The sequence below is a fragment of the Dyella ginsengisoli genome (assembly GCF_044904665.1).
Classification (GTDB): domain Bacteria; phylum Pseudomonadota; class Gammaproteobacteria; order Xanthomonadales; family Rhodanobacteraceae; genus Dyella_A; species Dyella_A ginsengisoli.
Genome location: NZ_JADIKM010000001.1, coordinates 405,082 through 430,182, shown reverse-complemented (window position 1 = coordinate 430,182; position 25,101 = coordinate 405,082). Strand labels below are relative to the sequence as shown.

The window sequence follows — 25,101 nt, the reverse complement described above, 5'->3', positions numbered from 1 at the left end:
GCCGGCGGTCAGCCGGCCGGCTGGAACACCAGGCTCGATGGCGCCCCTGCGGGCAGCAGCCAATGGTCGGCCAGCAGGAACGCGAACAGCGCCATCAGGTAGACGATGGAGTAGTTGAACACGCGCATCGGAAAGAAGTCGTCGGGCGGGTTCAGCAGGCGGATCGCGTAGTACAGGAATACCGCGTCGAGCACGATCGCGCCGCCGAGGTAGACCAGCCCGGTATAGCCGGTGATCGCCGGCAGCAGGGTCACCAGCACCAGCAGCACGGTGTAGAACAGCACGTGCCAGCGCGTGTAGACCACGCCGTGGGTCACCGGCAGCATCGGCACCTGCGCGCGGGCGTAGTCGTCGCGGCGGAAGATCGCCAGCGCCCAGAAATGCGGCGGCGTCCACACGAAGATGATCAGGCACAGCTGCAGCGCGAAGGCATGCAGCTCGCCGGTGACGGCGGTCCAGCCCAGTACCGGCGGAATCGCGCCGGCGAGGCCGCCAATCACGATGTTCTGCGGCGTGGCGCGCTTCAGGTAGGCGGTGTAGACCAGCGCATAGCCGATCAGACCGCCAAAGGTGAGCACGGCGGTGAGCAGGTTCACCAGCAGCGCCAGCACCAGCATCGAAGCCACGCCCAGCAGCACGGCGAATGCCAGCACCTGATGCGCGCTGAGCGCGCCGGTCGCCAGCGGCCGACGTGCGGTGCGCGCCATCAACTTGTCGATGCGCTCGTCGATCAGATGGTTGAACGCCGCCGCGGAGCCCGAGGCCATCCAGATGCCCAGCGTGCCGAACACCAGCGAACGCCACGGCGGCAGGCCGGGCACGGCCAGGAACATGCCGATCACGGCACAGAACACCAGCAGCGCGACGACGCGTGGCTTGGTCAGTTGCAGGTATTCGCGGACGTGGGCAGTCATCCGCGAGATTCTACCAGCGGCGAGCCGTCCGGCCGGCGCCGCTGGGTGCGCGCGAGGGTGGCGAGCAGGGTGAAAAGCAGCACCGCGGCCACGCCATTGTGCGCGGTGGCGACCCACAGCGGCAGGCCGAAGTGCACGTTGCTGATGCCCAGCAGCACCTGCACCACCAGCGCCACGCCGATCGCGATGCCGAGCCCGCGCAGGCCGGCGCGCGCCGTCTTGTGCGAGAGCCAGCCGAGGTAGCAGAACACCACCAGCGCGCCGATGCGGTGGACGATCTGGATCGCGCTGCGCGCGGCCATGTCGAGCACGCCGCCCTCGTAATTCACGCCGATGCCGCGCCAGAGCACGAAGCCTTCCTTGAAATCGGTGGCTGGCATCCACTGGCCCAGGCATTTCGGGAAATCGGTGCCGCAGGCCAGCGCGGCATAGTTCGACGAGGTCCAGCCGCCCAGCGCGATCTGGCACGCCAGCAGCACCACGCCGAAGATCACCGCCTTGCGCAGCGCCGCGTAGCGGTCGTCATCCGCCCCCACGCCGGCGTAGCGCAGCGCCGACCAGGCCAGCAGAGAGAACGTGGTGAGGCCGCCGAGCAGGTGGCCCATCACCACGATCGGCTTGAGCAACAGGGTCACCGTCCACATGCCGAGCATGGCCTGGAAGATGATCACCGCCAGCGCCAGCACGCTGGCGCGCCAGGCGCCGGGACGGCGCAGGGTGAACGCCGCCATCAACGGCAGGCCGATCGCCAGCACCGAGATCACCGACGAAATGGTGTACGCACCGCGCATGTACAGCGCCACGCCCACCGCCGCGAGCACGGCACCGGCCAGCACCGCCAGCGCGTTCCAGCGTTGCCGCCAGGCGGCGATCAGCGCCATCGCGAGCACGGCAAAACCCAGCGTGCCGGCGAGGATGCGATGCACCTGCTCGCGCCAGGCCTTGGAGTCTTCGAACGGGCGCTCGGGGTAGGCCGCATCGGCCTTCGCCACCTCGTGCACCGCGGTGGGCCAGGTCGCCTTTCCATAGCAGGTGGGCCAGTCCGGACAGGACAGCCCGGCGTTGGACAGGCGCACGAAGGCACCGAACATCACCAGGCCGAAGGCGAACAGCGCGGCCAGCAGGGCAAGGCGACGGAGCACGAGAGTGGAGCGCGGCGTCATCAGCGGATCACCTTCTGCAGGTCCTTGCGCAGGCCGGTGGTGTCGAACCCGGCCGGATACAGCGACAGCGCGGTGCCGTTGGATTCGACCAGCACGGCGCTCACGCTGTCAGGCGTGGTGGGCGCGAACGCGGCGAGCTTGCCGTCCACGTCGCTGCCCAGCAGGTAGGAGGCATCCGGATTGGCGCCCAGCGCGACGCGCCCATCCTTCACCGGCTCGTTCGCTGGCGGCGTGCCCAGCAGCAGCAGGCGCAGCCGCGGCATGTTGCGCGCCAGGGTCACGCGGGCGGCGGCCATCTTGGTCAGCGTGTCCACGCAGCGTGCGGCGCACCCGGGTCCGACCAGGGCGATCAGGGTCAGCCGTGGCTGCGTGTCGCGCCAGGCGTAGGCGCTGCCGTCGGCAAGCTTCACCGTTACCGGTTCGGCGACGAAATTGCGCTGCGGCATGATCGGCAGGCCGTTGCCCTTGCCCTGCGGCTGCCAACCGGAGACGGTGAGGATGGCCGCGGCGATGATCGGCGCGGCGAACACCGCGGTGATCAGCAGCAGCTTGGCGCGACTGGCGCGCTGCGCGTGATCGGGAGCAGGGACATTCATGGCGTGCGACTCGTGCTGGAACGCGCCCGGGGGCGGCGCTTGCGGTGGAGCACCAGGAAGATCACCACCGCCGCCACGGCGAAGGTGAACCACTGGAACGCGTAGGCGCGATGCCGCGAGGGCGGCATCGCGGAGAAATCGAGGGTGTGCTTGCGCACGTAGATCGCCGCCGGATCGGGGTCCAGCGCGAGCAGGCGCGGGTAGAGCGGGCGACCCAGATCGCGCGCCACCTGGGCTGGATCGAGGTAAATGGTCTTTTTCGGGTACGTGCGCTGCTGCGCCAGCGCATCGCCGCCCATCTCCAGCGCAACGCCCGGCGGCGGCACGTACAGGCCCTGCACGGTGACGTCGCCCGCCGGCAGCGCCGGCACCTGCGGCGCGGTGTCGGTACCGTTGCCCGGCAGAAAGCCCAGGTCGACCAGCAGCAGTCGTTCGTGCCCGGCCCGTTGCAGCGGCGCATACACTTCGACGCCGCCGAGTGCATCGTGCTTCGGATTGTCGAGCAGGTAGATCCGGCCGGGCAGGTATCGGCCGCTCAAGCGCACGCGCGGATACGCCGTTTCCGGCGGCGTCGAGGCCACCGGATCGAAAGCTTGCAGGGGCGCCGTGGCCGATGTGGCATAGCGCCGCAGAAGCGCTTCCTTCTCGTCGGCTCGATGCAGCTGCCACAAGCCCAGACGCACGAAAAGCAGCGCGCCGGCGACGGTCAGTGCGACAGACCACCACGCGGGACGACGCAGCGCGCTCACTCGGTTGCTCCGAGGGAGCGGGCTATACTCGCAAAATCGTCGTTTTTCGAGTCAGTCACGTGGAAACCGTCTACAAATATGCGCTGGTCATCATGCTGTTCGTGGTGCTGTTCAACCTCGGCCAGGCGCTTTACTTCATGATGACCGACAAGGAAAACAGCAAGCGCACCGTCTGGGCGCTGACGCGGCGCATCGGCCTGTCGGTGCTGCTGATCCTGATGGTGATGTTCGGCATCTGGATGGGCTGGCTGCACCCGCACGACGTCAATCGCTGATCGTTGGCCGCCCATTCTAGCGGGCGGCCTGCATGGGCAGCTCCACTGCGTCATTGCGCCCGTGAATCGCCGCCTCCGCCAGGCTTCCCAGTCTTGGATATCTCAAGAAAAAAGGCCCGCCTTTTGGCGGGCCTTTTCGTTCTCGAACCGATCGCCCGCAGGCCACTGGCTCAGAGGATGTAGACGAACATGAACAGGCCCAGCCAGACCACGTCCACAAAGTGCCAATACCACGCCACGGCCTCGAAGCCGAAGTGGTGCTCCTTGTTGAAATGACCCTTCGCCACGCGGAACCAGATCACCGCCAGCATGATGGTGCCCAGCGTCACGTGCATGCCGTGGAAGCCGGTGAGCATGAAGAAGGTCGAGCCGTACACCCCGCTGTGCAGCGTGAGGTTCAGCTCCTTGTACGCCTCCATGTACTCGTGCGCCTGGCAGTACAGGAACACCGCACCGAGCAGGACCGTGAGGCCGAGGAACACCAGCACCTTGCCGCGATGGGCGGACTTCAGCGCGTGGTGCGCAATGGTCACGGTCACGCTGGAGGTCAGCAGGATCAGCGTGTTGAGCAGGGGCAGGCCCCACGCCGCCACGGTCTGGAAGTGACCGCCGATGGCCTGCGGGCCGTTGCCGCCGGCCGCACCCCAGCCGCCGGTGTAGGCCGGATAGAGGAACTGGTTGGTCAGTACGCCATGGCCTTCGCCGGCCAGCCACGGCACCGAGAACATGCGCGAGTAGAACAGCGCGCCGAAGAAGGCCCCGAAGAACATCACCTCGGAGAAGATGAACCACAGCATGCCCATGCGGAACGAACGGTCCACCTGGCTGTTGTAGTTGCCGGCCAGCGATTCGCGGATCACCGAGCGGAACCAGCCGAAGAACATGCCCAGCACGCCCAGCACGCCGATGGTCAGCACCGTCTTGCCGAAGCTGGTGTCACCCGGCTGGGCGCTGAGCCAGTGGCTGGCGCCGAACACGGTGACGAACATCACCACGGCGGCGACGATCGGCCACGAGCTCTTGGTTGGAACGAAGTAAGCGCCTTGCTGCTGACCCATCGTGAAGGTTCCCGTGGATATCTCTTTCTGACGTCGACCCCGTCGTGCCGCACGGGGAACTGCTCTGTTTCTGGCCGGCCCGCACAGCGCGCCGGCGTTATCGCACCATCTGGAACAGCGACAGCGCGAAGACCACCAGCGCGACCCCACCCATGATGAGCGCGGTGCGCCTGGCGGCGCGGCGACGCTTTTCCATCATGGCCTGCGGCGATTCCTGCATGTCTGCTGCCCCGTCACGCCACCGCCTGGGGGGTGGCATGCAACTTTATCAGTGGTCGGTATGGCCGTGGGCCAGCTCGTCGTCGTTGATGACCGGCGGCACCTCGAAGGTGTGGAACGGCGCCGGTGACGGCACGGTCCACTCCAGGCCCTTGGCACCTTCCCACACGCGGTCGGTGGCCTTCTTCTTCGAGCCCCACACCGCGTGGATCAGCACGCCCACGAAGATCAGCTGCGAGGCGCCGAACAGGAAACCGCCGATCGAGCTGATCATGTTGAAGTTGGCGAACGCGACGTTGTAGTCCGGGATGCGGCGCGGCATGCCGGCCAGGCCCAGGAAGTGCTGCGGGAAGAACAGCACGTTGACCCAGATCACCGAGTTCCAGAAGTGCATCTTGCCCCAGAACTCCGAATACATCCGGCCGGTCCACTTCGGCAGCCAGTAATACGTGGCGGCGATGATCGAGAACACCGCGCCGGTCACCAGCACGTAGTGGAAGTGCGCCACCACGAAGTAGGTGTCGTGGTACTGGAAGTCGGCCGGGGCCAGCGCCAGCATCAGGCCGGAGAAGCCGCCGATGGTGAACAGGATGACGAAGGCGACGGCGAACAGCATCGGCGTCTCGAACGTCATCGAGCCGCCCCACATGGTGCTGACCCAGTTGAACACCTTCACGCCGGTGGGCACCGCGATCAGCATCGTGGCGTACATGAAGAAGATCTCGGCGCCCAGCGGCAGGCCGACGGCGAACATGTGGTGCGCCCACACGATGAACGACAGGAAGGCGATCGAGGCGATCGCGAACACCATCGCCTTGTAGCCGAAGATCGGCTTGCGGGCGAAGGTCGGGATGATCTCCGAGATCACGCCGAACGCCGGCAGGATCATGATGTAGACCTCGGGGTGCCCGAAGAACCAGAAGATGTGCTGGAACAGCACCGGGTCACCGCCGCCGGCGGCATTGAAGAAGCTGGTGCCGAAGTACTTGTCGGTCAGCAGCATCGTCACTGCGCCCGCGAGCACCGGCATCACCGCGATCAGCAGGAACGCGGTGATCAGCCAGCTCCACACGAACACCGGCATCTTCAGCAGATCCATGCCCGGCGCGCGCATGTTGAGGATGGTGGCGATGATGTTGATCGAGCCCATGATCGAGCTGATACCCATCAGGTGCACCGCGAACACCATCGAGGCGACCGAGCCGCCCTGCAGCGCCAGCGGCGGATACATCGTCCAGCCACCGGCCGGGGCGCCACCCGCGGTGAACAGCGTGGACAGCAGCAGCGCGAAGGCGAACGGCATGATCCAGAACGACAGGTTGTTCATGCGCGGCAGCGCCATGTCCGGCGCACCGATCATCAGCGGGATCATCCAGTTGCCCAGGCCCACGAAGGCCGGCATCACCGCGCCGAAGATCATCACCAGCGCATGCATGGTGGTCATCTGGTTGAAGAAGTAAGGCTGCACCAGCTGCAGGCCCGGCTTGAACAGCTCGGCGCGGATCACCATCGCGAAGCTGCCGCCGATGAAGAACATCACCAGCGCGAACACCAGGTACAGCGTGCCGATGTCCTTGTGGTTGGTGGACATGAACCAGCGCGTGAAGAAATTCGACGGCGCGCCGTGATGATCGTGGTGGTCGTGGGTGGCTGCGTGGGCCATGGCCTTGAACCTCTGCCTGATGCGTAATTGCGTGGGACCGCCGGGAGGCGGTCCGCCGGAAAATCAGCCCCGGTTGCCCGGGGCGGGAGTCTTGACCTGCGCGGTGGCCGGAGCAGCGGCGGGAGCCGCCGGCTTCGGTGCACTGGCCGCCTGCTGCTGCGCCAGCCACTGCTCGAACTCGGCCTTGGGCAGCGCCTTGACCACGATCGGCATGAAGCCATGATCCTGGCCGCACAACTCGGCGCACTGGCCGCGGTAAATACCCGGCTCCTTGATGTTGGTCCAGGCGGCGTTGACGATGCCCGGGATGGCATCCATCTTCCAGCCCAGCGCCGGCACCCACCACGAGTGGATCACGTCGCCGGCGGTGATGACGAAGCGGATCTTGGTGCCCACCGGCACCACCAGCGGCTTGTCGACGTCGAGCAGGTAGGTGTTCTCGCCGTTCACCTGCACGGCCTTCGGGTCCATGCCGGAGCCGAGCTGGCGCGTCTCGTTGCTGGCGTCGTCAAGCTTGGACATGAAGCCGACCTTGTCGATCGCCTTGCCCTTGTAGTCGACGTAGTCGTAGCGCCACTTCCACTGGTAGCCGGTGACCTTCACGGTCATCTGCGAGCCGGTGGTGTTGGCGAACGAGGTCAGGCCACCGGTGGCCAGGTAGGCCAGCACGATCAGGATGATCACCGGGATGGTGGTCCACACCACTTCGAGCATGGTGTTGTGGGTCCACTTCTCGGCCACCGCACCGCGCGACTTGCGGAAGCGGAACATGGCGATGAACATCGCGCCGAACACCAGGATGCCGATCGCGACGCACACGCCGAGCGACACGTTGTTGAGGAAATACGGCTCGGACGACCATTCGCTGGCGCCGCGCGTCATGTTGAGCTGCCATTCCTTCGGGTTGGCCGTCGCCGCGCCGCCGAACAGGGCGAGCGCGCCGGCGAGGCCGGTCAACACCGCGCGCTTGATACCGTGAGGCTTGATGCCGCCAGATGTCATGTCTTGCACCTTTGTTGAACCTACTTGCGCCACGTGCCCTTGAGCTCGGCCAGCAGCACCATGAGTTTCCTCGACAGCTCGGCGCGCTCCTCGTCAGCGAGAAAGGCTCCGATCTCCAACTCGCGACCATGCGATGACAGCACCAGCCGCTGACGCCCCTTGCCCGGCGCCAGCCTCACCCGCACCCAGTGGGATTGGAAGTGGATGCGCCGCTGCCCCGGCAGAGCCCGCACCTCCAGCGACGTTTCGTCGAGGGTGATGCGTTCACCGCGCCCGCCTGCCCGCCAGGCCACGCTCAGTGCGACGGCCATGGCCACGGATTCAACCAGGGCAAACAGCGGGGCAAACACGTTCCCCTGCCACGCACCCAGACCGGCGGTTGTCAGCGCCAGCGCTGCCAGCACCATGATCAGTCGACGCAGGCCGATTCGGCTGAGCGTGCGATTGGGGCGAAGCCACAGCGCGCACGGCAGGTTATCGGCAGCAGGTCGAAGCACGATCATGGGGATCCGGCGTGCCTGGAACAGCGGAATGATAGGCCGCACCAGCGCCACGGGCAACAATGACGCAGGCGCATGACCGGGATCAGGACGTCGCGCAGCCCTTTGCGATATTGCGTGACCACGCCATTCGCGAGGCTTTCCGCGGAGTGTGCAGACAACATGCCGTCACCCGCGATGGGTCACTTGCGACACTTTGCCCGGGCACCGCAAACCGTTGTGTCGCCCCCCGATCGCGGCACAACCCGGCGATCGCCGCCATACCCCTCCGCACGTCGGATCCATGGTTGGGTGGCGACTGGGGGCCGCGTACAATGCGCGGCTTGCCCGCCCTCCCCCGCCCGCTACCGCCCGGATCGAACGACCCGTGACCGACGCCATCCTGAGTCCCGAACTCCCCCCGAGCGTCGCGCCGGCCCGCGCGCGCATCACCGCCGCATGGCTGCGCGACGAGACCGAAGCGGTGCTCGACCTGCTCGACCAGGCCAGCCTGCCAAGCGAAGAGCGCGAGCAGGTGGTCGACCGCGCCGCCGCGCTGGTCACCCGCGTTCGGGCGCGCGCCAAGGACCAGAGCGTGGTCGAGTCCTTCATGCGCCAGTACGACCTGTCCAGTGAGGAAGGCGTGCTGCTGATGTGCGTGGCCGAGGCGCTGCTGCGTATCCCGGACACGCGCACCGCCGACATGCTGATCCGCGACAAGCTCGGCGACGCCAACTGGCGCAAGCACCTGGGTCGCAGCGAATCGCTGCTGGTCAACGCGTCCACCTGGGGTCTGCTGCTTACCGGCCAGCTGGTGAACCTCGCCGACAGCACCCGCACCGACTTCACCGGCGCGCTGCGCCGGCTGGTGGCGCGCATCGGCGAGCCGACCATCCGGGTGGCGGTGCGCCAGGCGATGCGCATCATGGGCCACCAGTTCGTGATGGGGCAGACCATCGACGAGGCGCTGGACCGCTCGGTGAAGAAGGAGAACGCGGCCTACCGCTATTCCTTCGACATGCTGGGCGAGGCCGCGCTGACTGCCGCCGACGCCGAGCGCTACCAGCAGGCCTATCGCGATGCGATCGCCGCACTCGGCCGGCGCGGGCCGTTCGCCAGCCACACCGAGGCGCCCTCGATCTCGGTCAAGCTCTCCGCGCTGTTCCCGCGCTACGAGCTGGCCCAGCGCGAGCGCGCCCGCAAGGCGCTGGTCGAGAAGCTGCTCGAGCTGGCCCAGCTGTCGATGAAGGCCGGCATTGCGCTGTCGGTGGACGCCGAGGAGGCCGATCGACTGGAGCTGTCGCTGGACATCATCGGCGACGTCTTCGCGCACCCGTCGCTGGAGGGCTGGAACGGGCTGGGCATCGTGGTGCAGGCCTACGCCAAGCGCACCCCGTTCGTGATCGACTGGGTGGTCGAGATGGCGCTGGCGCACAACCGCCGCTGGTACGTGCGGCTGGTCAAGGGCGCCTACTGGGACGCCGAGGTCAAGAAGGCGCAGGAGCAGGGCCTGTCCGGCTATCCGGTGTATACCCGCAAGCCGAACACCGACGTCTCCTACCTGGCCTGCGCACGCCGCCTGTTCGCCGCCGGCAGCCATCTGGTCTACCCGCAGTTCGCCACCCACAACGCGCACACCATCGCCGCCGTGCACCACATCGCGCAGGGCCGGCCGTTCGAGTTCCAGCGCCTGCACGGCATGGGCACCGACCTCTATGCCGAGGTGATCGGGCCGAAGGATTTCAACGTGCCCTGCCGCGTCTACGCGCCGGTCGGCACGCACGAGGATCTGCTGCCCTACCTGGTGCGACGCCTGCTGGAGAACGGCGCCAACACCAGCTTCGTCAACCGCGTGGTGGACGAGGACATGCCGGCCCGCGAGCTGGTCGCCGACCCGTGCGAGACGGTGCGCGCGTTCGACTCCATCCCCCATCCGCGCATCCCGCTGCCGGCCAATCTCTACGGTGAACTTCGGAAGAATTCCATGGGCGTCAACTTTGCCAACGACAACGAACTGACCGCGCTCGCCGAGGCGGTGAACGCCTTCACCGGCCCGTGGACCGCCGGCCCGCTGGTGCCCGGCGCCGCGAGCAAGGGTGCGCTGGTCGAAGTCACCAACCCTGCCGATCGCCGCCAGCGCGTGGGCAGTTACCTCGCCGCCGATGACGCCACCGTGGAAAAAGCGCTGGCCAACGCGCACGCCGCGCGCGAGCGCTGGAACAATCTGCCGGTGTCCAACCGCGCGGCCATGCTGGAGTACGCCGCCGAACAGCTCGAAGCGCGCCGCGGCGAGTTCATCGCGTTGTGCGTGCGCGAGGCCGGCAAGACGCTGCCCGACGCGATCGCCGAGATCCGCGAAGCGGCCGACTTCCTGCGCTACTACGCCACCATGGCGCGCCGCCTGTTCGCAGAGCCGGAAGTGCTGCCCGGCCCCACCGGCGAGAGCAACCGGCTGTTCCTGCAGGGCCGCGGCGTGTTCGTCGGCATCAGTCCGTGGAACTTCCCGCTGGCGATCTTCGTCGGCCAGGTCAGCGCTGCGCTGGCGGCGGGCAATCCGGTGATCGCCAAGCCGGCCGAGCAGACCAGCCTGATCGGCTACCTCGCCACCCGCCTGCTGCACGAGGCCGGCGTGCCCGAGGACGTGCTGCAGTTCGTGCCGGGCGACGGCGCCACCGTCGGCGCCGCGCTGACCCGCGATCCGCGCGTGGCTGGCGTGGTGTTCACCGGCTCCACCGAGACCGCCTGGGCGATCAACCGCGCGCTGGCCGCGCGCAACGCGCAGATCGCCGCGCTGATCGCCGAGACCGGCGGCCAGAACGCGATGATCGCCGACTCCTCGGCGCTGCCCGAGCAGATCGTCAAGGACGTGATCGCCTCGGCGTTCCAGTCGGCCGGCCAGCGCTGCTCGGCCGCGCGCGTGCTCTACGTGCAGGACGACATCGCCGACAAGGTGGTCGCGATGCTGGCCGGCGCCATGAAGGAGCTGAAGGTCGGCGACCCGGGCCTGCTCTCCACCGACGTCGGTCCGGTGATCGACGAGGACGCCAAGGCGATCCTGGTCGAGCACGCCGCGCGCATGGACGCCGAGGCGAAGAAGATCGGCGAGGTGCCGATGGACGCAGCCGCCACGGCGCACGGCACGTTCTTCGCGCCGCGCGCCTACGAGATCCCGTCGCTGTCGGTGCTCACCCGCGAGATCTTCGGCCCGGTGCTGCACGTGATCCGCTGGAAGGCCAGCGAGCTCGACCGCGTGATTGGTGCGATCAACGCCACCGGCTACGGACTCACGCTGGGCATCCACAGCCGCATCGACGCCACCATCGACTACATCAGCCGCAACGCGCGGGTGGGCAACTGCTACGTCAACCGCAACCAGATCGGTGCGGTGGTCGGCGTGCAGCCGTTCGGCGGCGAAGGCCTCTCCGGCACCGGCCCCAAGGCCGGCGGCCCGCACTACCTGCTGCGCTTCGCCGGCGAGCGCACGCTCACCATCAACACCACCGCGGCCGGCGGCAACGCCTCACTGCTGACCATCGGCGAATAAGTCGACCCGGGCGCGGGCGGCGTATGCCGCCGCCCGCGCGCATCCCGTGGCAGCTGTGCCACCATCGCCGGACGTTTTCGACCCACGAGGCGTGCGGGGATGACCATGACTTCAGCCAGTGACCTCTCCGACCTGCTGGCGCGCCAGCGCGAGGCGCAGGGCCGCGACCCGATGCCGGGCTGGCCCGCCCGTGCCGCACGATTGCGCGCGCTCGATGCACTAATACGCCAGCACCGCGGCGAGATCGCCGAGGCGATCCATGCCGATTTCGGCTGCCGGCCGCGCGAGGAAACCGACCTGCTGGAGGTGTTCCCGAGCCTCTCGGCGATCCGTCACGCGCTCGCGCACGGCAGGCGCTGGATGCGCCCGCGCCGCCGGCTGGCCGACCTGGCGTTCCTGCCGGCACGCACCGAATTGCGCCCGCAGCCGCTGGGCGTGGTGGGCATCATCGTGCCGTGGAACTACCCGCTCTACCTGGCCGCGGGTCCGCTGGTGGACGCGCTGGCTGCCGGCAATCGCGTCATGGTGAAGATGAGCGAGTACACGCCGCGCTTCTCCAGCCTGTTCGCCGAGCTGGTCGCCCGCCACTTCCCGCGCGAGGAGGTGGCGGTGGTCAACGGCGACGCGGAGGTCGCGCAGGCGTTCTCCGCGCTGGCGTTCGACCACCTGCTGTTCACCGGCTCCACCGCGGTGGGTCGGCACGTGATGCGCGCAGCCTCGGCCAACCTCACCCCGGTGACACTGGAGCTGGGCGGCAAGTCGCCGGCGATCATCGGGCCGAACGCGGATTTCCCGCGTGCGGTGGAGCGCATCGTCTTCGGCAAGCTGGTCAACGCCGGGCAGACCTGCATCGCCCCCGATTACGTGCTGCTGCCGCGCAACCGCGTGGGCGACTTCACCGCCGCCGCCCGCGCCGCGGTGGCGCGCTTCTACCCGGACATCGCCCGCAACGACCAGTACGCCAGCATCATCTCTGACCGCCAGCACGAGCGGCTGACCGGGCTGCGCGATCAGGCCGTCGCGGCCGGCGCACGGGCCGACGTGCTGGGCAGCGGCAGCGACCCGGCCCAGCCGCGACGCCTGTTGCCGACCCTGCTCACCGGCGTGCAGGACGAGATGGCGGTGATGCAGGAGGAGATCTTCGGACCGCTGCTGCCGGTGGTGACCTACGACACGCTGGACGACGCGATCGCCTACGTGTCGGCGCGACCGCATCCGCTCGCGCTGTACCTGTTCGAGCGCGACCGCGGCGCGATCGAGAAGGTGCTCGCGCGCACCATCGCCGGCGGCGTCACGGTGAATGACACGCTCTACCACATCGCCCAGCACCACCTGCCGTTCGGCGGCGTGGGGCCGTCCGGCAGCGGCGGCTATCACGGCGAGGCCGGCTTTCGCACGTTCTCGCACCTCAAGCCGGTGTTCCGCCAGGCGCGCCTCAACGGCACGGGACTGCTCAATCCACCCTACGGCGCGCGCTTCCGCCGCATGCTCGACCTGCTGCTGCAGCGCGGCTGAGCCCGATCCCTTGCGGGCATGAAAGAAAACCTCCCCGCGCGAGCGGGGAGGTTTTTTGTTGGGGCGACCGCGGCGACTTAGAACTTGTAGACCGCCGAGAGGCTGAGCAGGTTGCCGTAATCGTTGAACTTGCCGGTGACCACGTCGCCGGTCGAGCTGGTGCTGTCGATGTGCGCCTGGTTCACGAAGATGTGCGCGTACGAGGCGTTGATCTCGAAGTGCTCGCTCGCCTTGTAGCCGATGCCCACGGTCGCCAGCTTGCGGGTGGAATCGGGCACGCGCACGTCGCGCACCGAGTTGTAGGTGGGCGTGGTGTCCACCGCGACGCCGGCACGCAAGGTCACCTTGTCGTTGAGGTAGTAGTCGCCACCGACGGACAGGTAGACCGTGTTGCGCCAGTTGAACTCCTCGACGCTGTCCGGCTGGGCGGGCGCGGTGCCGTACTTCACGCGCAGCTCCTTGAACACGTCCCACTTGGTGTAGGCAAAGTCGATGCCCAGGCCGAACTTCTCCGCCTGGTGCCAGTAGCTGGCACTGATCACGGCCGGAGTGGTGAAGTCGGCGCTGCCGGTGGTGTTGGCGAACGGCGGGATGCTCGAGGCCAGCGCTGGGTTGGTGAGCAGCAGGTCATAGCCGGCGGTGGTGGTGAAGTTGCCGGTGCCCTGCAGGCGGTGGCTGATCTTGGAGCGGTAGTTCAGCGCGAACTTGTCGTTCGGCGTGAGCTTCCAGAAGCCGCCGACCTGGTAGCCGTAGCCCCAGTCGTCGCCCTTGATGCGCGCATAGCCGTCCACGCCCTGCGGGGTCAGCGCGGCCACGCCGGCCGCCGCGGCCTGGCCCTGCTGCACGGCCTGCTGGATCAGCGCACCGGCCTGCGCCGGCGAGATCTGGCCCGCGGCCGCGGCCGCCTGGATCTGCGCCACGCCGGCCGCCGTCTGCGCCGCGATGCCCTGCTGGATGCCCAGGCCCACGGCGTTGAAGTTGATTGCGCTGGTCAGCTCGGCCGAGGTGCGCTGCGCGATGGCGCTCACGCCCAGAGCGAAGGTGTCCGACACGTCGTAGGACGCCGAGAAGGTGGCATCGAGCGACTGGAACTTGGACTTGATGCCGTTGTAGCGGCCGACCCAGTCGCGGTCGTACTCGGTCTGGAAGCCGAACGGCACCGAGAAGCCGAAGCCCAGATGCACCTTGTCCGACACCTTGCTTGACAGGAACAGCGCCGGCACGGGCAGCGTGGTGCCGCCGTCACCGCCATTGCCGCCGCTGATCGGGCGGCCCAGCACGTCGTGCGCGCTGCCCTCGAACTTGGCGCTGAAATTGATGGCGGTCACGTCCGCCTGGAAGTAGGTGCCGTCCAGCTCGCTCATTGCGGCGGGATTGTTCGCCACCACCGAGACGTCGCCGCCGGCGGTCGCCGAACCGGCATAGGCGCGGCCCAGGCCCTTGGCGCTGTTTTCCTTGAGCTGGAACGCGCTGGCGTGGGCGGCGTTGGGCGCCACCAGGGCGCCGGCAATGGCCAGGCTCAGCGCGGCAAACGCGAGCGGCCGGGCGGCTGCCTTGAAGGGACGGATGGACATCTGCATCGGTGGCTCCTGCTGGTCGTGAATGCGGCTCGGGACGAGTGGCGGAGACAGCCCGGCGCTTGTTTTCATACGCGCGTTTGATGTCCCCGCGCGGCACTGTGCCGACTGCTCCGGACCCAATGCAAGTGCGGTTGCAGCAAATTCCTAACATTCGGTCGCGAGCCGCACCGCCGCTGCCTCCCGTACGAGGGTGGCCGCGCGGTGACGCGCTGATAAGCTCTGCCGGCCGCCGCCGCGCGGCGTCTCCCGCTCTGCACCACGGTCGCCTTCATGCATTGCTACATCTACGCCAGCCTGCGCAAGGCCGACAGCTATCTCTGGCTGGCCGAGCGCGACGCCTTCGCCCGCCTGCCGCGCGAACTGACCGAACTGCTCGGCACGCTGCGTTTCGCCATGGAGCTGGAGCTGGACGAACAGCGCAAGCTTCCGCACGAAGACGCCAAGCAGGTGCTCGACAACCTGCGCAGCCGCGGCTGGCATCTTCAGCTGCCGCCGGCAGAGCGGCTGGCGGCGGCGAATCATCTTGCCTACGGCCATGCCCCGCGGGACGGCCAGACGCGCTAGGCAACGCGCATTGAAAAGCGCCGGTTAACGCCGGGTTACCGTCTGCTTCTTCTCCGATTTCTATACTCGACCCATGACCCTGCCCAAACTGCGTCGCCGCCCGCCTCCCCTCCTGCAAGCACTGGCCTGGTTCGTCCCCGGATGGGTCGCCGTCGCAATCGCCGCCACCAGTACGCACCCGCTGGTGCTGATCCCGCTGCTGCTGGGCAACGCACTCACCATGGCTGCGGTCTGCCACGCCATCGGCTTCGATCCGGAGCCGCGCTTCGGCCGCACCGTGCTGCGCCGGGGCGCGGCGCATCTGGTGATGTTCAGTACCTACGTGGCGGTGGTATTCGTGCTGATCGCCTGGCCGATGCTGCGCCTGAGCCAGGCACCCAGCCTCAGCGGTGTGCTGCTGCTCGCCGCGGCGCTGGTGATTGCGCTGGTGCTGCTGTGGCGGCTGTGGCCGGCGTTCGGGCTGGTGTTCGTGTGGGACGATGCGTATCCGGCGCAGAGCGATGGCTCATGGATCTTCACCGCCACCGCGCGCAGCATCGCCTTTGGCCGCCACCTGTCGCGTGAGGAGCGGTTCTTCACGCACTTCCTGCCGGCAGCTTTCTCGCTGCTGGTGCTGGCCTTTCTCGCGCTGGCGCTCACCGGCCTGTACGGCGTGCTGCCGCAGGAAATGCGCACCGCCGCGGTGGTGCTCTATGGCCTGGTGCTGATGCCGCTGGGTTGCCTGGTGATTGCCAACCGCACGCTGCGCGCGCTGCTGTGCGAGCGGCATCGCCCGCGCCTGGCCGGCGGTGCATTGGAGACTCCCGCACGCGCACCGGCCGCGCCGCTCACCGAGGCCGAGCGCACCGCCGGCACGCCGGAACAGGCCGCGGCGCTGCTGGCGGCGATTCGCGAGGCCGACGTGGAACGCGCGCTGGCCCTAGTCGAAGCCGGCGCCGATCCGAATACCGCCCCGCAGCCGGACGACCGCGACCAGCGCCCCGCTCTGCTACTGGCTGCGCTGCTGCCGGACACGCGCCTGCTGCGCGCGCTGATCGCCCGCGGCGCCGACGTCAACCGCAGCGCCGGCGGGCTCACCGCGTTGCTGGCCGCCACGCGCGACAGCCTGCAAGGTCGCGCCGAGGCGGTGATGACCCTGATCTCCAACGGCGCCAATCCGCTGGTCGCCGACACCGAAGGCAACACCGCGCTGCACGGCGCCGTGCTCAGCGACGAGCCGATCGTGGCGGCGATGCTGCTGGACGCCGGCGCCGACCTCAATGCGATCAACCGCGCTGGCCTGACCCCGCTGGCCAGCGCCTGCCGCGCCGCCAACTGGCCGCTGGCGAAGTTCCTGCTTGAACGCGGCGCCAAGACCCAGCTCGCCGACGCCGAGCCGGCCCTGGTGGCCGCCGCCAGCCTCGCCGATGACGATCCGGAAGGCATCCGCCTGCTGCTCAAGCATCGCGCCGCCATCAACGCCGTCGACGCACGCAAGCGCAGCGCGCTGATGACCGCCGCCGCCGAGGGCCACGAGGAGATCGCCCGCGCGTTGCGTGCCGCCGGTGCCGACGTGAACCTGGTCGACCAGCACGGCAGCACCGCGCTGATGGAAGCCGCCCGCGCCGGTGCGGTGGCGATCGTGCAACTGCTGGCCCAGGCCGAACCGGACGCCGCGGTGCGCGACCAGCACGGCCGTGACGCCCTCACGCTGGCGTGCCAGTCGCCGCGCGCACACGCCGAGACCGTGCGCGCCCTGCTCGGTCTGGCTGTCGATCCGAAGGCGCCCGGCAGCGATGGCCGCAGCGCGCTCGATCACGCCGCGGCCGCCGGCCGCTGGGATCTGGTCGCCCTGCTCGATCCGGATACGCCGCTGCCAGCCAGCCTCAGCGTGGATGCACTGGCCGCCGGCGAAGACACGCCCGGCCACCTGCTCGACGCGCTGCGCTTCGGCCACTGGGCGGTGGTTTCCACCTTCAACCAGCGCGTGCGCGAGTGGTCGCCGACGGAGCTGGCGCGGCTCTACGTCGAGCTGAGCGCGCCCGGCCTCGGCGCGGCGCGGCGCTGGCTGCTTGAACACGGCCTGTCCGCCGAAACGCATCTGGAAGGCAACGACGGCCAGCGCGGCGCGCGTCTGTTCGACGCCCTGCTCGATCACCTGCCGGCCGCCACCGAGGCGATCGACGACCTGCTCCAGGCCGGCGCCACGCCGGCCGGCGCCGGCCTGCTGGCGCGCGCGCTGAATCACCTGGACGGCGATGCGCAGAGCGTCGGCCTGCCACTGGCCCTGCTCGAACGCGGCGCCGATCCGTTCGGCCCCGACGAGCGCCTGCGCACCCCGCTGCATCTGGCGGCGGCGCACGGGCAGGTCGCGCTGGTTGCCGCCCTGCTGGCGCGTGGCTGCAATCCGAACGTGCGCGACGTCAGCGGCCGCACGCCGCTGTTCGCCGCGCTGGAGTGCGGCGCGCGGGCGCCCGAGGTGGTGCGCGCGCTGATCGCGCACGGCGCCGATCCGGAAGCCAGCGACGCCAACGGTGAGACCCCGCTCGGCCTGGCGATGGAACATCCCGAACTCAAGCACTGGCTCGACTGGGGCCACTGGCCACGGCCGGCCCGCACGCTGCGCGCCGGGGACCTGCCGGTCGCCGCCGCGGCCGGCGCCGTGGTGGCGGTGGAGCGGCTGCTGGAACTGGGCATGCCGGTGGACACGCGCGACGCGCAGGGCGCCACCGCCTTGCTGCACGCCTGCGGCGCGGGCCAGCGCGAGGTGGCGCAGCGCCTGCTCGATGCCGGCGCGGACACCTCGGTCACCGCACAGAGCGGCATGACCGCGCTGGCTGCCGCCGTCGCCGCACGCCGCGAGGCGCTCGTCACCCTGCTGCTGGAACGCGGCGTGGCGGTGGATCTGCGCCTGCCTGGCGAGAGCACCGCGCTGATGGTGGCCGCGGCGATGGGTTATCCGGAGATCGTCGAGCGGCTGCTCGACGCCGGCGCCGAGGTGAACGCCACCGACGCCCGCGGCCGCAACGCGCTGCACGCCGCGGCGCAGTTCGGTTTCGAGAGCCAGGACAGCCTGCGTGCTCGCCGCCTGTTCGACGCCCTGCTCAAGCGCGGCGCCGACGTGAACCACACCGACGCCGAGGGCAAGACGCCGCTGCTGATGCTGCTGGGCGCGCAGTTGCGCCCGGGCAGCGCGTGCGACGCCACCCACATCGGTGCGCTGGTGCCGGTGTTGCTCGACGCCGGCGCCCGGCTGGAGCATGCCGACCAGCGCGGCGTCACCGCGCTGCACGCCTGCGCGATGCACGCCCTGCTGCCGCCCGCCCGCGTGCTGCTGGCGCGGGGCGCGGATCGCCACGCCGCCGACGGCTTCGGTCGCACCGCGGCCGACGTGGCCCGCCACCTGGGTTACGTCGACATCGCCCATGAACTGGCCGCGCGCAGCGGCGCGGCGATTCCCAGCGTGCGGCAGACGCTGCGCCAGCCGGCGCAGCCGTCCGAATAACCCAGGGTCGATCGGCAACGCCTGCGGGCGTTGCCGGCGTGAGGCGGCCGGCGATCAGTCCGGGTCGGCCGCTGCGACCGGCGCCGCGCTCTGGCGCTCCTGCGCCGCCTCGGGCGCCATGTCGGCATCGAGCAGCTTCTGCAGGTCGCTCAAGGCTTCGAGCGAGGTCTGCACCAGCCGGGTCTCGTCGTCGTAGACCAGGTACTGGGTCTTGAGCAGTTTCTCGTCGTGGCGACGGAAGCGCTCCACCCGGTCCACCGCCTGCTCGTGTGGCATGCCCAGCGCTTCGAGCGTCTTGCGCGTCATCTTGAGGCTCGAGTGGAACGTCTCGCGCACCGGCTCGTCCACGCCCAGATCCATCAGGCGGAACGCGTGCTGACGATTGCGCGCGCGGGCCACCAGCTTGAGGTGGGGAAACTGCCGGCGCACCAGCCGCGCGATGCGCAGGTTGGCCTGCGGGTCGTCGGTGGCCAGCACGAACACCTCGGCCTTGTCCGCCTGCGCCGCGCGCAGCAGGTCCGGCCGCGCCGGGTCACCGAAGAACAGCGAGGTGTTGGAGAAGCGGCGCAGCGTGTCCATCTGCTCCACCGACGATTCCAGCGCCACGAACGGGATGTTCTGCGCGCGCAGCATGCGCCCGACGATCTGGCCCATGCGACCGAAGCCGGCGATGATCACCCGCGGCGGCGCGTCCGGAGCGATGGTGTCGTACTCGCGCTCGGGCTTCTTCGCCTGCACGTCGAGTAGCTTCGCCGCCAGCACCACCAGTAACGGCGTCAGCGCCATCGAGAGCGTGATCGCCAGCACCAGCACGCCGTGCACGGTGGCGCTTACCAGTTGCCGCTCGGCGGCCTGCTTCAGCACCACGAAGGCAAACTCGCCGCCACACGCCAGCAGCACCGCCAGGCGCAGCGCGTCATTGCCGTCGAGCCCGCCCAGCGTGCGTCCCAGCGGCCACAGCAGCAGGCCCTTGGCCAGCAGCAGCGCGGCCACCAGGCCGAACACCAGCAGCGGCATGTGCCGCAGCAGGCTGAGATCCATCGACATGCCCACGCTGATGAAGAACAACCCCAGCAGCAGGCCCTTGAACGGCTCGATGTGCGATTCCAGCTCGTGCCGGTACTCCGAATCGGCCAGCAGCACGCCGGCGAGGAAAGCACCCAGCGTGGTCGACACGCCCACTTCCTCCATCAGCCACGCGGTGCCCATCACCACCAGCAGCGCGGTGGCGGTGGACACCTCCACCGCATTGGCCTTGGCGACGAAGCGGAACACCGGCCGCAACAGGAAGCGCCCGCCCACCATCACCACCACGATGATGCCCACGGTGCGCGCGATGCCCAATAGATCCACGCCGTGGCGTGCAGACGAGGTCGCCAGCAGCGGCACCATCGCGATCAGCGGAATCGCCGCCAGATCCTGGAACAGCAGAATGGAAAACGCCTGCCGCCCGTAGGCCGAGCCGGCTTCCTTGCGCTCGGCGAGGATCTGCAGGCCGAACGCGGTGGACGACAGCGCCAGGCTGCCGCCGACGATCACCGCCGCCTTGCCCGGCAGGCCCACCAGCAGGTAAGCCACCGCGCCGATCACCAGCGCACTGGCGATCACCTGCAGCGCGCCGGTGCCGAACACCGAGCGGCGCATCACCCACAGCCGCTGCGGCGAGAGCTCCAGGCCGATCACGAACAGCATCAGCACCACGCCGAACTCGGAGATCGTGGCCACGCCGTTGGTGTCGCTGATCAGCCCGAGCAGCTGCGGTCCGATCACCACGCCGGCGCCGAGGTAGCCCAGCACCGCGCCCAGGCGGAAGCGCTTGGTCAGCGGCACGGCGATCACCGTGGCGACCAGGAAGACCAGCGCGGTCTGCAGGAAGTGCGGGCTGTCCAAGCGGGGCGCTCCGTGGGGATCGGCGCGATTATGTCACGCAGCCTTTCGACCACTGTGACCGCTGCCATGCCGTGGGCAAGTGTGGAATCATCGCCGGATGAAAACGCCTGCCCTGCCCGCCCTCGTCGCCGTGCTCATGATCGCCCTGAGCCTGCCAGCATGCGCTTCGCCCGCAGCGGTGCCGGTGTACGGCTACCGCGTGGTGCACAGCTATCCGCACGACACCCACGCCTACACCGAAGGCCTGTTCTATCGCGACGGCTACCTGTACGAGAGCACCGGCAACGTGGGCGAGTCGACCATCCGCAAGGTCGACCTCGCCACCGGCCACGTGCTGCAGCAGCGCGACCTGCCGCCGCCGGACTACGGCGAAGGCATCGTGGCGTGGCGCAACACGCTGGTCGAGCTGACCTGGCAATCGCAGAAAGGCTATACCTACGACCTGGACAGCTTCCGCCCCACCGGCAGCTTTCGCTATGCCGGCGAGGGCTGGGCGCTCACCGCGAACGATCGGCACATCCTGATGAGCGACGGCACGCCAACCATCCGCGTGCTCGATCCGCAGACGCTGAGCCAGGTCTCGGCGATCTTCGTCACCGCGGACGGCGCTCCCGTGCAGAACCTCAACGAGCTGGAATGGGTGAAGGGCCAGCTCTACGCCAACGTGTGGCTGACCTCGCGCATCGCACGGATCGACCCGGCCAGCGGCCACGTGGTCGGCTGGATCGATCTCACCGGCCTCGGCCCCAAGCCCGACGAAACCGCCGACCCCACCAACGACGTGCTCAACGGCATCGCGTGGGACGCCAGGGGCCAGCGCCTGTTCGTCACCGGCAAGCGCTGGCCGAAGGTCTACGAGATCGAGCTGATTCCGCCGAAGTGAGCGCGCCGGAACGCCGTGGCATCGACGCAAAGCCGTGCTAAGGATCGCGCCCCCCGGGCCTCAGGCCTGCTGCAGGAGCCCGCTCGCGGGCGCGATGCTGTGGCCTTGATGTGCATTCAGAGCACAACAACATCGCCCGCGAGCGGGCTCCTGCAACGGAGGCGTGGCTAAACAGCGGCGGTCGCCGCCGGCTCCTTCATCGGGCAATAGCTGCGGATGTAGTCCATGTGTGCGGGCAGTCGCGACACGGTGTTACTCACGCTGCCACTGATGGCATCCAGAAACCGCTTGAGTTCGGGATCACCCATGAGATCGGGTGCGGGATGCCGGTGCCGCGGCGTGATGCCCTGCCCCATCATGACCTGTATCCAGGAATTCTCGGCGAACAATTGGTTGGTGAGGTTGTAGACCTTGCCGGTTTCGGCAAACAGATCGATGACGTGACGCAGCGAGGACGGCACGCTCATTTCGGCGCATTCACGCCAGAACCCGGTATCGCGCCGGTCGGTCACGTGGTAATGCAGCACCACGAAATCACGGACATGCTCGAGATCCTCCCTCATTCGCGAGTTGTACTCGTCGATCTCGACCTGGTTGACGATCTCCGGAAAGGCCTGCAGCAGGCGCGTGATGCCGCGCTGGATCAGGTGGATATTGGTCGACTCCAGCGGCTCCAGGAAGCCGCTGGCCAACCCCAGCGCTACGCAATTGCGTTCCCAGCAGCGCTTGCGCTGACCCGGTTTGAAGCGGATCAGGCGAGGCTCGGTGCGCGGCACGCCCTCAATGGTGTTCATCAGGATCTTGCGCGCCGTATCGTCGTCCATGTAGCGGCTGGCGTATACGATGCCGTTGCCGGCGCGGTGTTGCAGCGGAATGCGCCACTGCCAATCCGCGCCGCCGGCGATACAGCGCACGTAGGGCACCGGATCGCGCACCGACTCGGTCTGCACGGCGATCGCACTGTCGGTGAGCAGCCAGTGCGACCAGTCCTCGTATTCCACGCCCAGCGCTTTGCCAATGAGCAGCGCGCGGAAACCGGTGCAATCGATGAACAGGTCGCCTTCGATGCGAGTGCCATCGTTGAGGACCAGCGCCTGGATATCGCCGTTCTCGGCCATCGCAACTTCTTCGATCACGCCCTCCACGCGCCTCAGGCCATAGCGTTCGCTGAAGCGGCGCAGGAACTGCGCATAACGCGTGGAGTCGAGGTGGTAGGCGTAATTGATGCCGTTGTTGGGAAGATGCGAGAACCTGCCCTGCATGGCAGCACTCAGTTCCAGGCAGTACTCGCCATATTCGCCCGCCAGTCCGCGTTCGCGGCCCTTCAACCAGAAATGCTGGAATCCGGCGGACCAATGATCGCGCCCCGTGGTGCCGAAGGAATGGAAATACGTGTGGCCAACATGGCGCCAGTTCTCGAACTGGATGCCCAGCTTGATGGTCGCATGGGTGGCCGCCATGAACTCCTGCTCGTTGATATCGATCAACCGATGGAAGGTGAGCAAGGTGGGAATGGTTGCCTCGCCGACGCCGACCGTGCCGATGTCGTCGGACTCCACCAGGGTGATATCGATGTATTTACCGAGCGTGCGCGAGAGCGCAGCGGCTGCCATCCATCCTGCCGTACCGCCGCCGGCAATCACCACGCGGCGGACGCGGTTGCGCTGCATGTCGGGACTGGAACTTGATGTGGCGTTCACTGGTAGATCTCCTGCGCTTAGCGTTTCAGCTGGTTCGTGAAGCTCTCTACGAGACTGCTCCGTATGTCGCGCGCACGCTTTTCCTCCATCGGCGCAAGCATGCCGCGCGCCCCCTCCGGAATGTGATCGTGCGTCGCCTCTCCAGGCTCGAAGATGTAATGTCGGAAAATCTCCTGCCAGACGCGCCGTTGCTCCGGCGGCAGGTCCCGGATGTTGAGCATGGCAAGCTTGAGGGTGTTGAACGGCGAGTCCATATACGCCGGTTCGTCGCGCCACCAGAAATTGACCAGTATGTTGAGCGCTTCGAGGGACTCGACGTGGTGCCACCACATGCTGGGCAAGACCAGTGCATCACCGGGTTGCATATCGGCGACTAGGGCATGCTCCAGGGCTTCGCGAAATCTTGGAAAGCGCGCGTAGTCCGGGTCATGGAAGTCGACGAGGCTGATCGCGGGGCCGGCGGGCGTGAACTCGATCGGCCCCACGTAGAGGTTGGCCAGTTGGTCGGGCGGAAAAAGGGTAAACCGGCGCCTGCCGGATACCACGCAGGCCAGGTTGATCGGCAAATCCCGATGTGCGGCGATCCGCGTGCGATTGCCGATCCAGATACTCGCCAGCTCCTGGAGTTCAGCCGTCTTTTCGAACACGTTTTCCGCGCGAAATCCTGGCAGATAGACATCCAGCAGGGACGATCCGATGTAGATGGCGGGCGCACTCGGATGTGAAGCCCTGAGTATCTGCTCGAGCGTGGCGCTCATCGGGCCGTGGTGATAGGTGAAATTGAAACCCGTCAGATCCTCGTTGTAGAAGAACCGGCCTTTCACCTTGGGCGGCGCGGTCAGATAGGTCACGGGGCGCTTGCTGTCGAACCGACGCAGGTAGTCCACCACGGCACGATCGGACTCTCGGGCAGCCTGAACGACCGGCCAGGACGACATCAGGCCACGGAGCAACACAGGCTCGGTGCTTCTCAGCAGATCATCCGGCAGCGACTCCGGATCAAGCCCGTGCACCTCCCTGACCGGCTCAGCCATGGGCGTACCTTCTGTTGTAGCGCTCGACCAGATCGCGCATGTGGTTCAGCGAAGCCACGGCCATGAAGGTCGGCTCCAGGTGATCCGCTCTCGAGAGTTCTTCCAGAGCGTTGCCATCGAGCTGGTGCAGGCGATCCTGGTTGATGGTGTGGTAGCCCACCAGACGACTCTGGCTGTCTTCGTTGAACTTCACGTCCACCACGAACGATTCGAGCAGGTCGTGCTTGAGCAGCGCCTGGATGTAAGCCTGGGTGCTTTCGACCCCCGCGTGCAGCATCCCCAGAACATTGCTGATGTGCTCGAGAAATTCGGTCGGACCGCCATGATCATGAAACAGCGGCTGCCCGGTTTCATCGCCCACCCGCGGATGATCGAGGTCGATGTGGACCTGCCCGCCGGTGGCGGTGCGGCCGATCAGGAAGGGCTCGCGCTGTACCGACAGGGGGATGTAGTGGGCGTCCCAGCGGGAGCCCTCCAGGAAAAGGTTTTCCCCGCGCTGCAGACCGAACAGCGCGACCGGCTGGAAGCCGCCCTGATCGTCCTGCTGGAACACGATGGGATAGTAGGCCTGGACGTTGCGGAACTCTTCCGGAAACGTCAGTGCCGACATGATGTCGTCACCGTATTCGGCACCCCGGGCCACGCTCACGCGCAGGTCGCGGTGCTGGACATTGTTGAGGATGGCATGTTGGGTCATGGATCGATTCTTTGCAGGTACTTGAAAGCCGACCGCTAACAAAAGGGGCCGCTGGCAGCCAGCGGCCCCACTAAAGCCATTCTTGCCACCGG

20 protein-coding genes are annotated in these 25,101 nt (G+C 67.9%); 6 read left to right on the top strand and 14 right to left on the bottom strand.

All coding sequences use genetic code 11. The features are described from left to right. Positions 1-8 precede the first annotated feature (8 nt). From ISP17_RS01995 to ISP17_RS01980, 4 genes are read right to left on the bottom strand one after another with little or no spacing between them, the layout of a single operon-like run. Positions 9-914 (bottom strand): heme o synthase, encoded by a 906-nt coding sequence (locus ISP17_RS01995; RefSeq protein WP_404629839.1) that lies wholly within the window; start codon positions 912-914, stop codon positions 9-11. Next, positions 911-2,077, bottom strand: a complete 1,167-nt coding sequence (locus tag ISP17_RS01990) for a COX15/CtaA family protein (protein ID WP_404629838.1) — start codon at positions 2,075-2,077, stop codon at positions 911-913. Before ISP17_RS01990 ends, ISP17_RS01995 begins: the two co-directional genes overlap by 4 nt. Then, a complete protein-coding gene (locus ISP17_RS01985; protein WP_404629837.1) occupies positions 2,077-2,673 on the bottom strand; it encodes a hypothetical protein in 597 nt (198 codons plus the stop codon). Before ISP17_RS01985 ends, ISP17_RS01990 begins: the two co-directional genes overlap by 1 nt. After that, positions 2,670-3,422: an SURF1 family protein gene (locus ISP17_RS01980; protein WP_404629836.1), complete on the bottom strand. Its 753-nt coding sequence runs from the start codon at positions 3,420-3,422 to the stop codon at positions 2,670-2,672. Before ISP17_RS01980 ends, ISP17_RS01985 begins: the two co-directional genes overlap by 4 nt. 59 nt (positions 3,423-3,481) lie before the next feature. Between ISP17_RS01980 and ISP17_RS01975 the strand changes: the two genes are divergently transcribed. Continuing rightward, on the top strand, positions 3,482-3,697 hold the full coding sequence (locus ISP17_RS01975; RefSeq protein ID WP_404629835.1) for a twin transmembrane helix small protein: 216 nt from the start codon (positions 3,482-3,484) through the stop codon (positions 3,695-3,697). 170 nt (positions 3,698-3,867) lie between these two features. Here ISP17_RS01975 and ISP17_RS01970 read toward each other — a convergent pair whose 3' ends face one another. The 5 genes from ISP17_RS01970 to ISP17_RS01950 form a co-directional block, all read right to left on the bottom strand. After that, positions 3,868-4,755, bottom strand: a complete 888-nt coding sequence (locus ISP17_RS01970) for a cytochrome c oxidase subunit 3 (protein ID WP_404629834.1) — start codon at positions 4,753-4,755, stop codon at positions 3,868-3,870. 97 nt (positions 4,756-4,852) lie between these two features. Continuing rightward, entirely contained in the window at positions 4,853-4,975 is a 123-nt protein-coding gene (locus tag ISP17_RS01965; protein WP_404629833.1) for a hypothetical protein, read from the bottom strand. 48 nt (positions 4,976-5,023) lie between these two features. Beyond that, positions 5,024-6,637, bottom strand: a complete 1,614-nt coding sequence (ctaD, locus tag ISP17_RS01960; protein ID WP_404629832.1) for a cytochrome c oxidase subunit I — start codon at positions 6,635-6,637, stop codon at positions 5,024-5,026. Between the two features lie 63 nt (positions 6,638-6,700). Continuing rightward, complete coding sequence (gene coxB, locus ISP17_RS01955) at positions 6,701-7,639, bottom strand: cytochrome c oxidase subunit II (RefSeq protein WP_404629831.1); 939 nt, start codon at positions 7,637-7,639, stop codon at positions 6,701-6,703. Between the two features lie 20 nt (positions 7,640-7,659). Next, positions 7,660-8,142 carry a DUF2244 domain-containing protein gene (locus tag ISP17_RS01950; RefSeq protein ID WP_404629830.1) on the bottom strand — a complete coding sequence of 161 codons (483 nt, stop codon included), beginning with the start codon at positions 8,140-8,142 and terminating at the stop codon, positions 7,660-7,662. 280 nt (positions 8,143-8,422) lie between these two features. Here ISP17_RS01950 and putA point away from each other — a divergent pair, with 280 nt between their 5' ends. After that, on the top strand, positions 8,423-11,662 hold the full coding sequence (gene putA / locus ISP17_RS01945; RefSeq protein WP_404629829.1) for a bifunctional proline dehydrogenase/L-glutamate gamma-semialdehyde dehydrogenase PutA: 3,240 nt from the start codon (positions 8,423-8,425) through the stop codon (positions 11,660-11,662). 105 nt (positions 11,663-11,767) lie between these two features. Then, the gene (locus ISP17_RS01940; protein ID WP_404629828.1) at positions 11,768-13,177 is read left to right on the top strand and encodes a coniferyl aldehyde dehydrogenase; all 1,410 of its coding nucleotides are present in this window, start codon (positions 11,768-11,770) and stop codon (positions 13,175-13,177) included. A 77-nt stretch (positions 13,178-13,254) separates the two neighbouring features. Here the strand turns inward: ISP17_RS01940 and ISP17_RS01935 are convergent, their stop codons facing one another. Next, complete coding sequence (locus ISP17_RS01935; RefSeq protein ID WP_404629827.1) at positions 13,255-14,757, bottom strand: OmpP1/FadL family transporter; 1,503 nt, start codon at positions 14,755-14,757, stop codon at positions 13,255-13,257. Between the two features lie 270 nt (positions 14,758-15,027). Between ISP17_RS01935 and ISP17_RS01930 the strand changes: the two genes are divergently transcribed. Next, positions 15,028-15,321, top strand: a complete 294-nt coding sequence (locus ISP17_RS01930) for a YcgL domain-containing protein (protein WP_404629826.1) — start codon at positions 15,028-15,030, stop codon at positions 15,319-15,321. Positions 15,322-15,394: 73 nt separating this feature from the next. Continuing rightward, positions 15,395-18,805, top strand: a complete 3,411-nt coding sequence (locus tag ISP17_RS01925) for an ankyrin repeat domain-containing protein (protein ID WP_404629825.1) — start codon at positions 15,395-15,397, stop codon at positions 18,803-18,805. Positions 18,806-18,859: 54 nt separating this feature from the next. Here ISP17_RS01925 and ISP17_RS01920 read toward each other — a convergent pair whose 3' ends face one another. Continuing rightward, on the bottom strand, positions 18,860-20,695 hold the full coding sequence (locus tag ISP17_RS01920) for a monovalent cation:proton antiporter-2 (CPA2) family protein (protein WP_404629824.1): 1,836 nt from the start codon (positions 20,693-20,695) through the stop codon (positions 18,860-18,862). Between the two features lie 97 nt (positions 20,696-20,792). Between ISP17_RS01920 and ISP17_RS01915 the strand changes: the two genes are divergently transcribed. Next, positions 20,793-21,578, top strand: a complete 786-nt coding sequence (locus ISP17_RS01915; protein ID WP_404629823.1) for a glutaminyl-peptide cyclotransferase — start codon at positions 20,793-20,795, stop codon at positions 21,576-21,578. Between the two features lie 167 nt (positions 21,579-21,745). Here ISP17_RS01915 and ISP17_RS01910 read toward each other — a convergent pair whose 3' ends face one another. From ISP17_RS01910 to ISP17_RS01900, 3 genes are read right to left on the bottom strand one after another with little or no spacing between them, the layout of a single operon-like run. Then, positions 21,746-23,248 carry a tryptophan halogenase family protein gene (locus ISP17_RS01910; RefSeq protein ID WP_404631393.1) on the bottom strand — a complete coding sequence of 501 codons (1,503 nt, stop codon included), beginning with the start codon at positions 23,246-23,248 and terminating at the stop codon, positions 21,746-21,748. A gap of 47 nt (positions 23,249-23,295) precedes the next feature. Continuing rightward, on the bottom strand, positions 23,296-24,312 hold the full coding sequence (locus ISP17_RS01905) for a cupin-like domain-containing protein (protein ID WP_404629822.1): 1,017 nt from the start codon (positions 24,310-24,312) through the stop codon (positions 23,296-23,298). Then, a complete protein-coding gene (locus tag ISP17_RS01900; RefSeq protein ID WP_404629821.1) occupies positions 24,305-25,009 on the bottom strand; it encodes a SapC family protein in 705 nt (234 codons plus the stop codon). The genes ISP17_RS01905 and ISP17_RS01900 overlap by 8 nt, the downstream gene beginning before the upstream one ends. Between the last annotated feature and the right edge of the window lie 92 nt (positions 25,010-25,101).

Excerpts from the sequence above, each read along its gene's own strand:
- ISP17_RS01915 (WP_404629823.1), top strand. The coding sequence starts at position 20,793 with ATGAAAACGCCTGCCCTGCCCGCCCTCGTCGCCGTGCTCATGATCGCC.
- putA (WP_404629829.1), top strand. The coding sequence starts at position 8,423 with ATGGTTGGGTGGCGACTGGGGGCCGCGTACAATGCGCGGCTTGCCCGC.
- ctaD (WP_404629832.1), bottom strand. The coding sequence starts at position 6,637 with ATGGCCCACGCAGCCACCCACGACCACCACGATCATCACGGCGCGCCG.
- ISP17_RS01995 (WP_404629839.1), bottom strand. The coding sequence starts at position 914 with ATGACTGCCCACGTCCGCGAATACCTGCAACTGACCAAGCCACGCGTC.
- ISP17_RS01910 (WP_404631393.1), bottom strand. The coding sequence starts at position 23,248 with ATGCAGCGCAACCGCGTCCGCCGCGTGGTGATTGCCGGCGGCGGTACG.
- ISP17_RS01900 (WP_404629821.1), bottom strand. The coding sequence starts at position 25,009 with ATGACCCAACATGCCATCCTCAACAATGTCCAGCACCGCGACCTGCGC.
- coxB (WP_404629831.1), bottom strand. The coding sequence starts at position 7,639 with ATGACATCTGGCGGCATCAAGCCTCACGGTATCAAGCGCGCGGTGTTG.
- ISP17_RS01950 (WP_404629830.1), bottom strand. The coding sequence starts at position 8,142 with ATGATCGTGCTTCGACCTGCTGCCGATAACCTGCCGTGCGCGCTGTGG.
- ISP17_RS01905 (WP_404629822.1), bottom strand. The coding sequence starts at position 24,312 with ATGGCTGAGCCGGTCAGGGAGGTGCACGGGCTTGATCCGGAGTCGCTG.
- ISP17_RS01965 (WP_404629833.1), bottom strand. The coding sequence starts at position 4,975 with ATGCAGGAATCGCCGCAGGCCATGATGGAAAAGCGTCGCCGCGCCGCC.
- ISP17_RS01970 (WP_404629834.1), bottom strand. The coding sequence starts at position 4,755 with ATGGGTCAGCAGCAAGGCGCTTACTTCGTTCCAACCAAGAGCTCGTGG.
- ISP17_RS01990 (WP_404629838.1), bottom strand. The coding sequence starts at position 2,077 with ATGACGCCGCGCTCCACTCTCGTGCTCCGTCGCCTTGCCCTGCTGGCC.
- ISP17_RS01935 (WP_404629827.1), bottom strand. The coding sequence starts at position 14,757 with ATGCAGATGTCCATCCGTCCCTTCAAGGCAGCCGCCCGGCCGCTCGCG.
- ISP17_RS01940 (WP_404629828.1), top strand. The coding sequence starts at position 11,768 with ATGACTTCAGCCAGTGACCTCTCCGACCTGCTGGCGCGCCAGCGCGAG.
- ISP17_RS01925 (WP_404629825.1), top strand. The coding sequence starts at position 15,395 with ATGACCCTGCCCAAACTGCGTCGCCGCCCGCCTCCCCTCCTGCAAGCA.
- ISP17_RS01930 (WP_404629826.1), top strand. The coding sequence starts at position 15,028 with ATGCATTGCTACATCTACGCCAGCCTGCGCAAGGCCGACAGCTATCTC.
- ISP17_RS01985 (WP_404629837.1), bottom strand. The coding sequence starts at position 2,673 with ATGAATGTCCCTGCTCCCGATCACGCGCAGCGCGCCAGTCGCGCCAAG.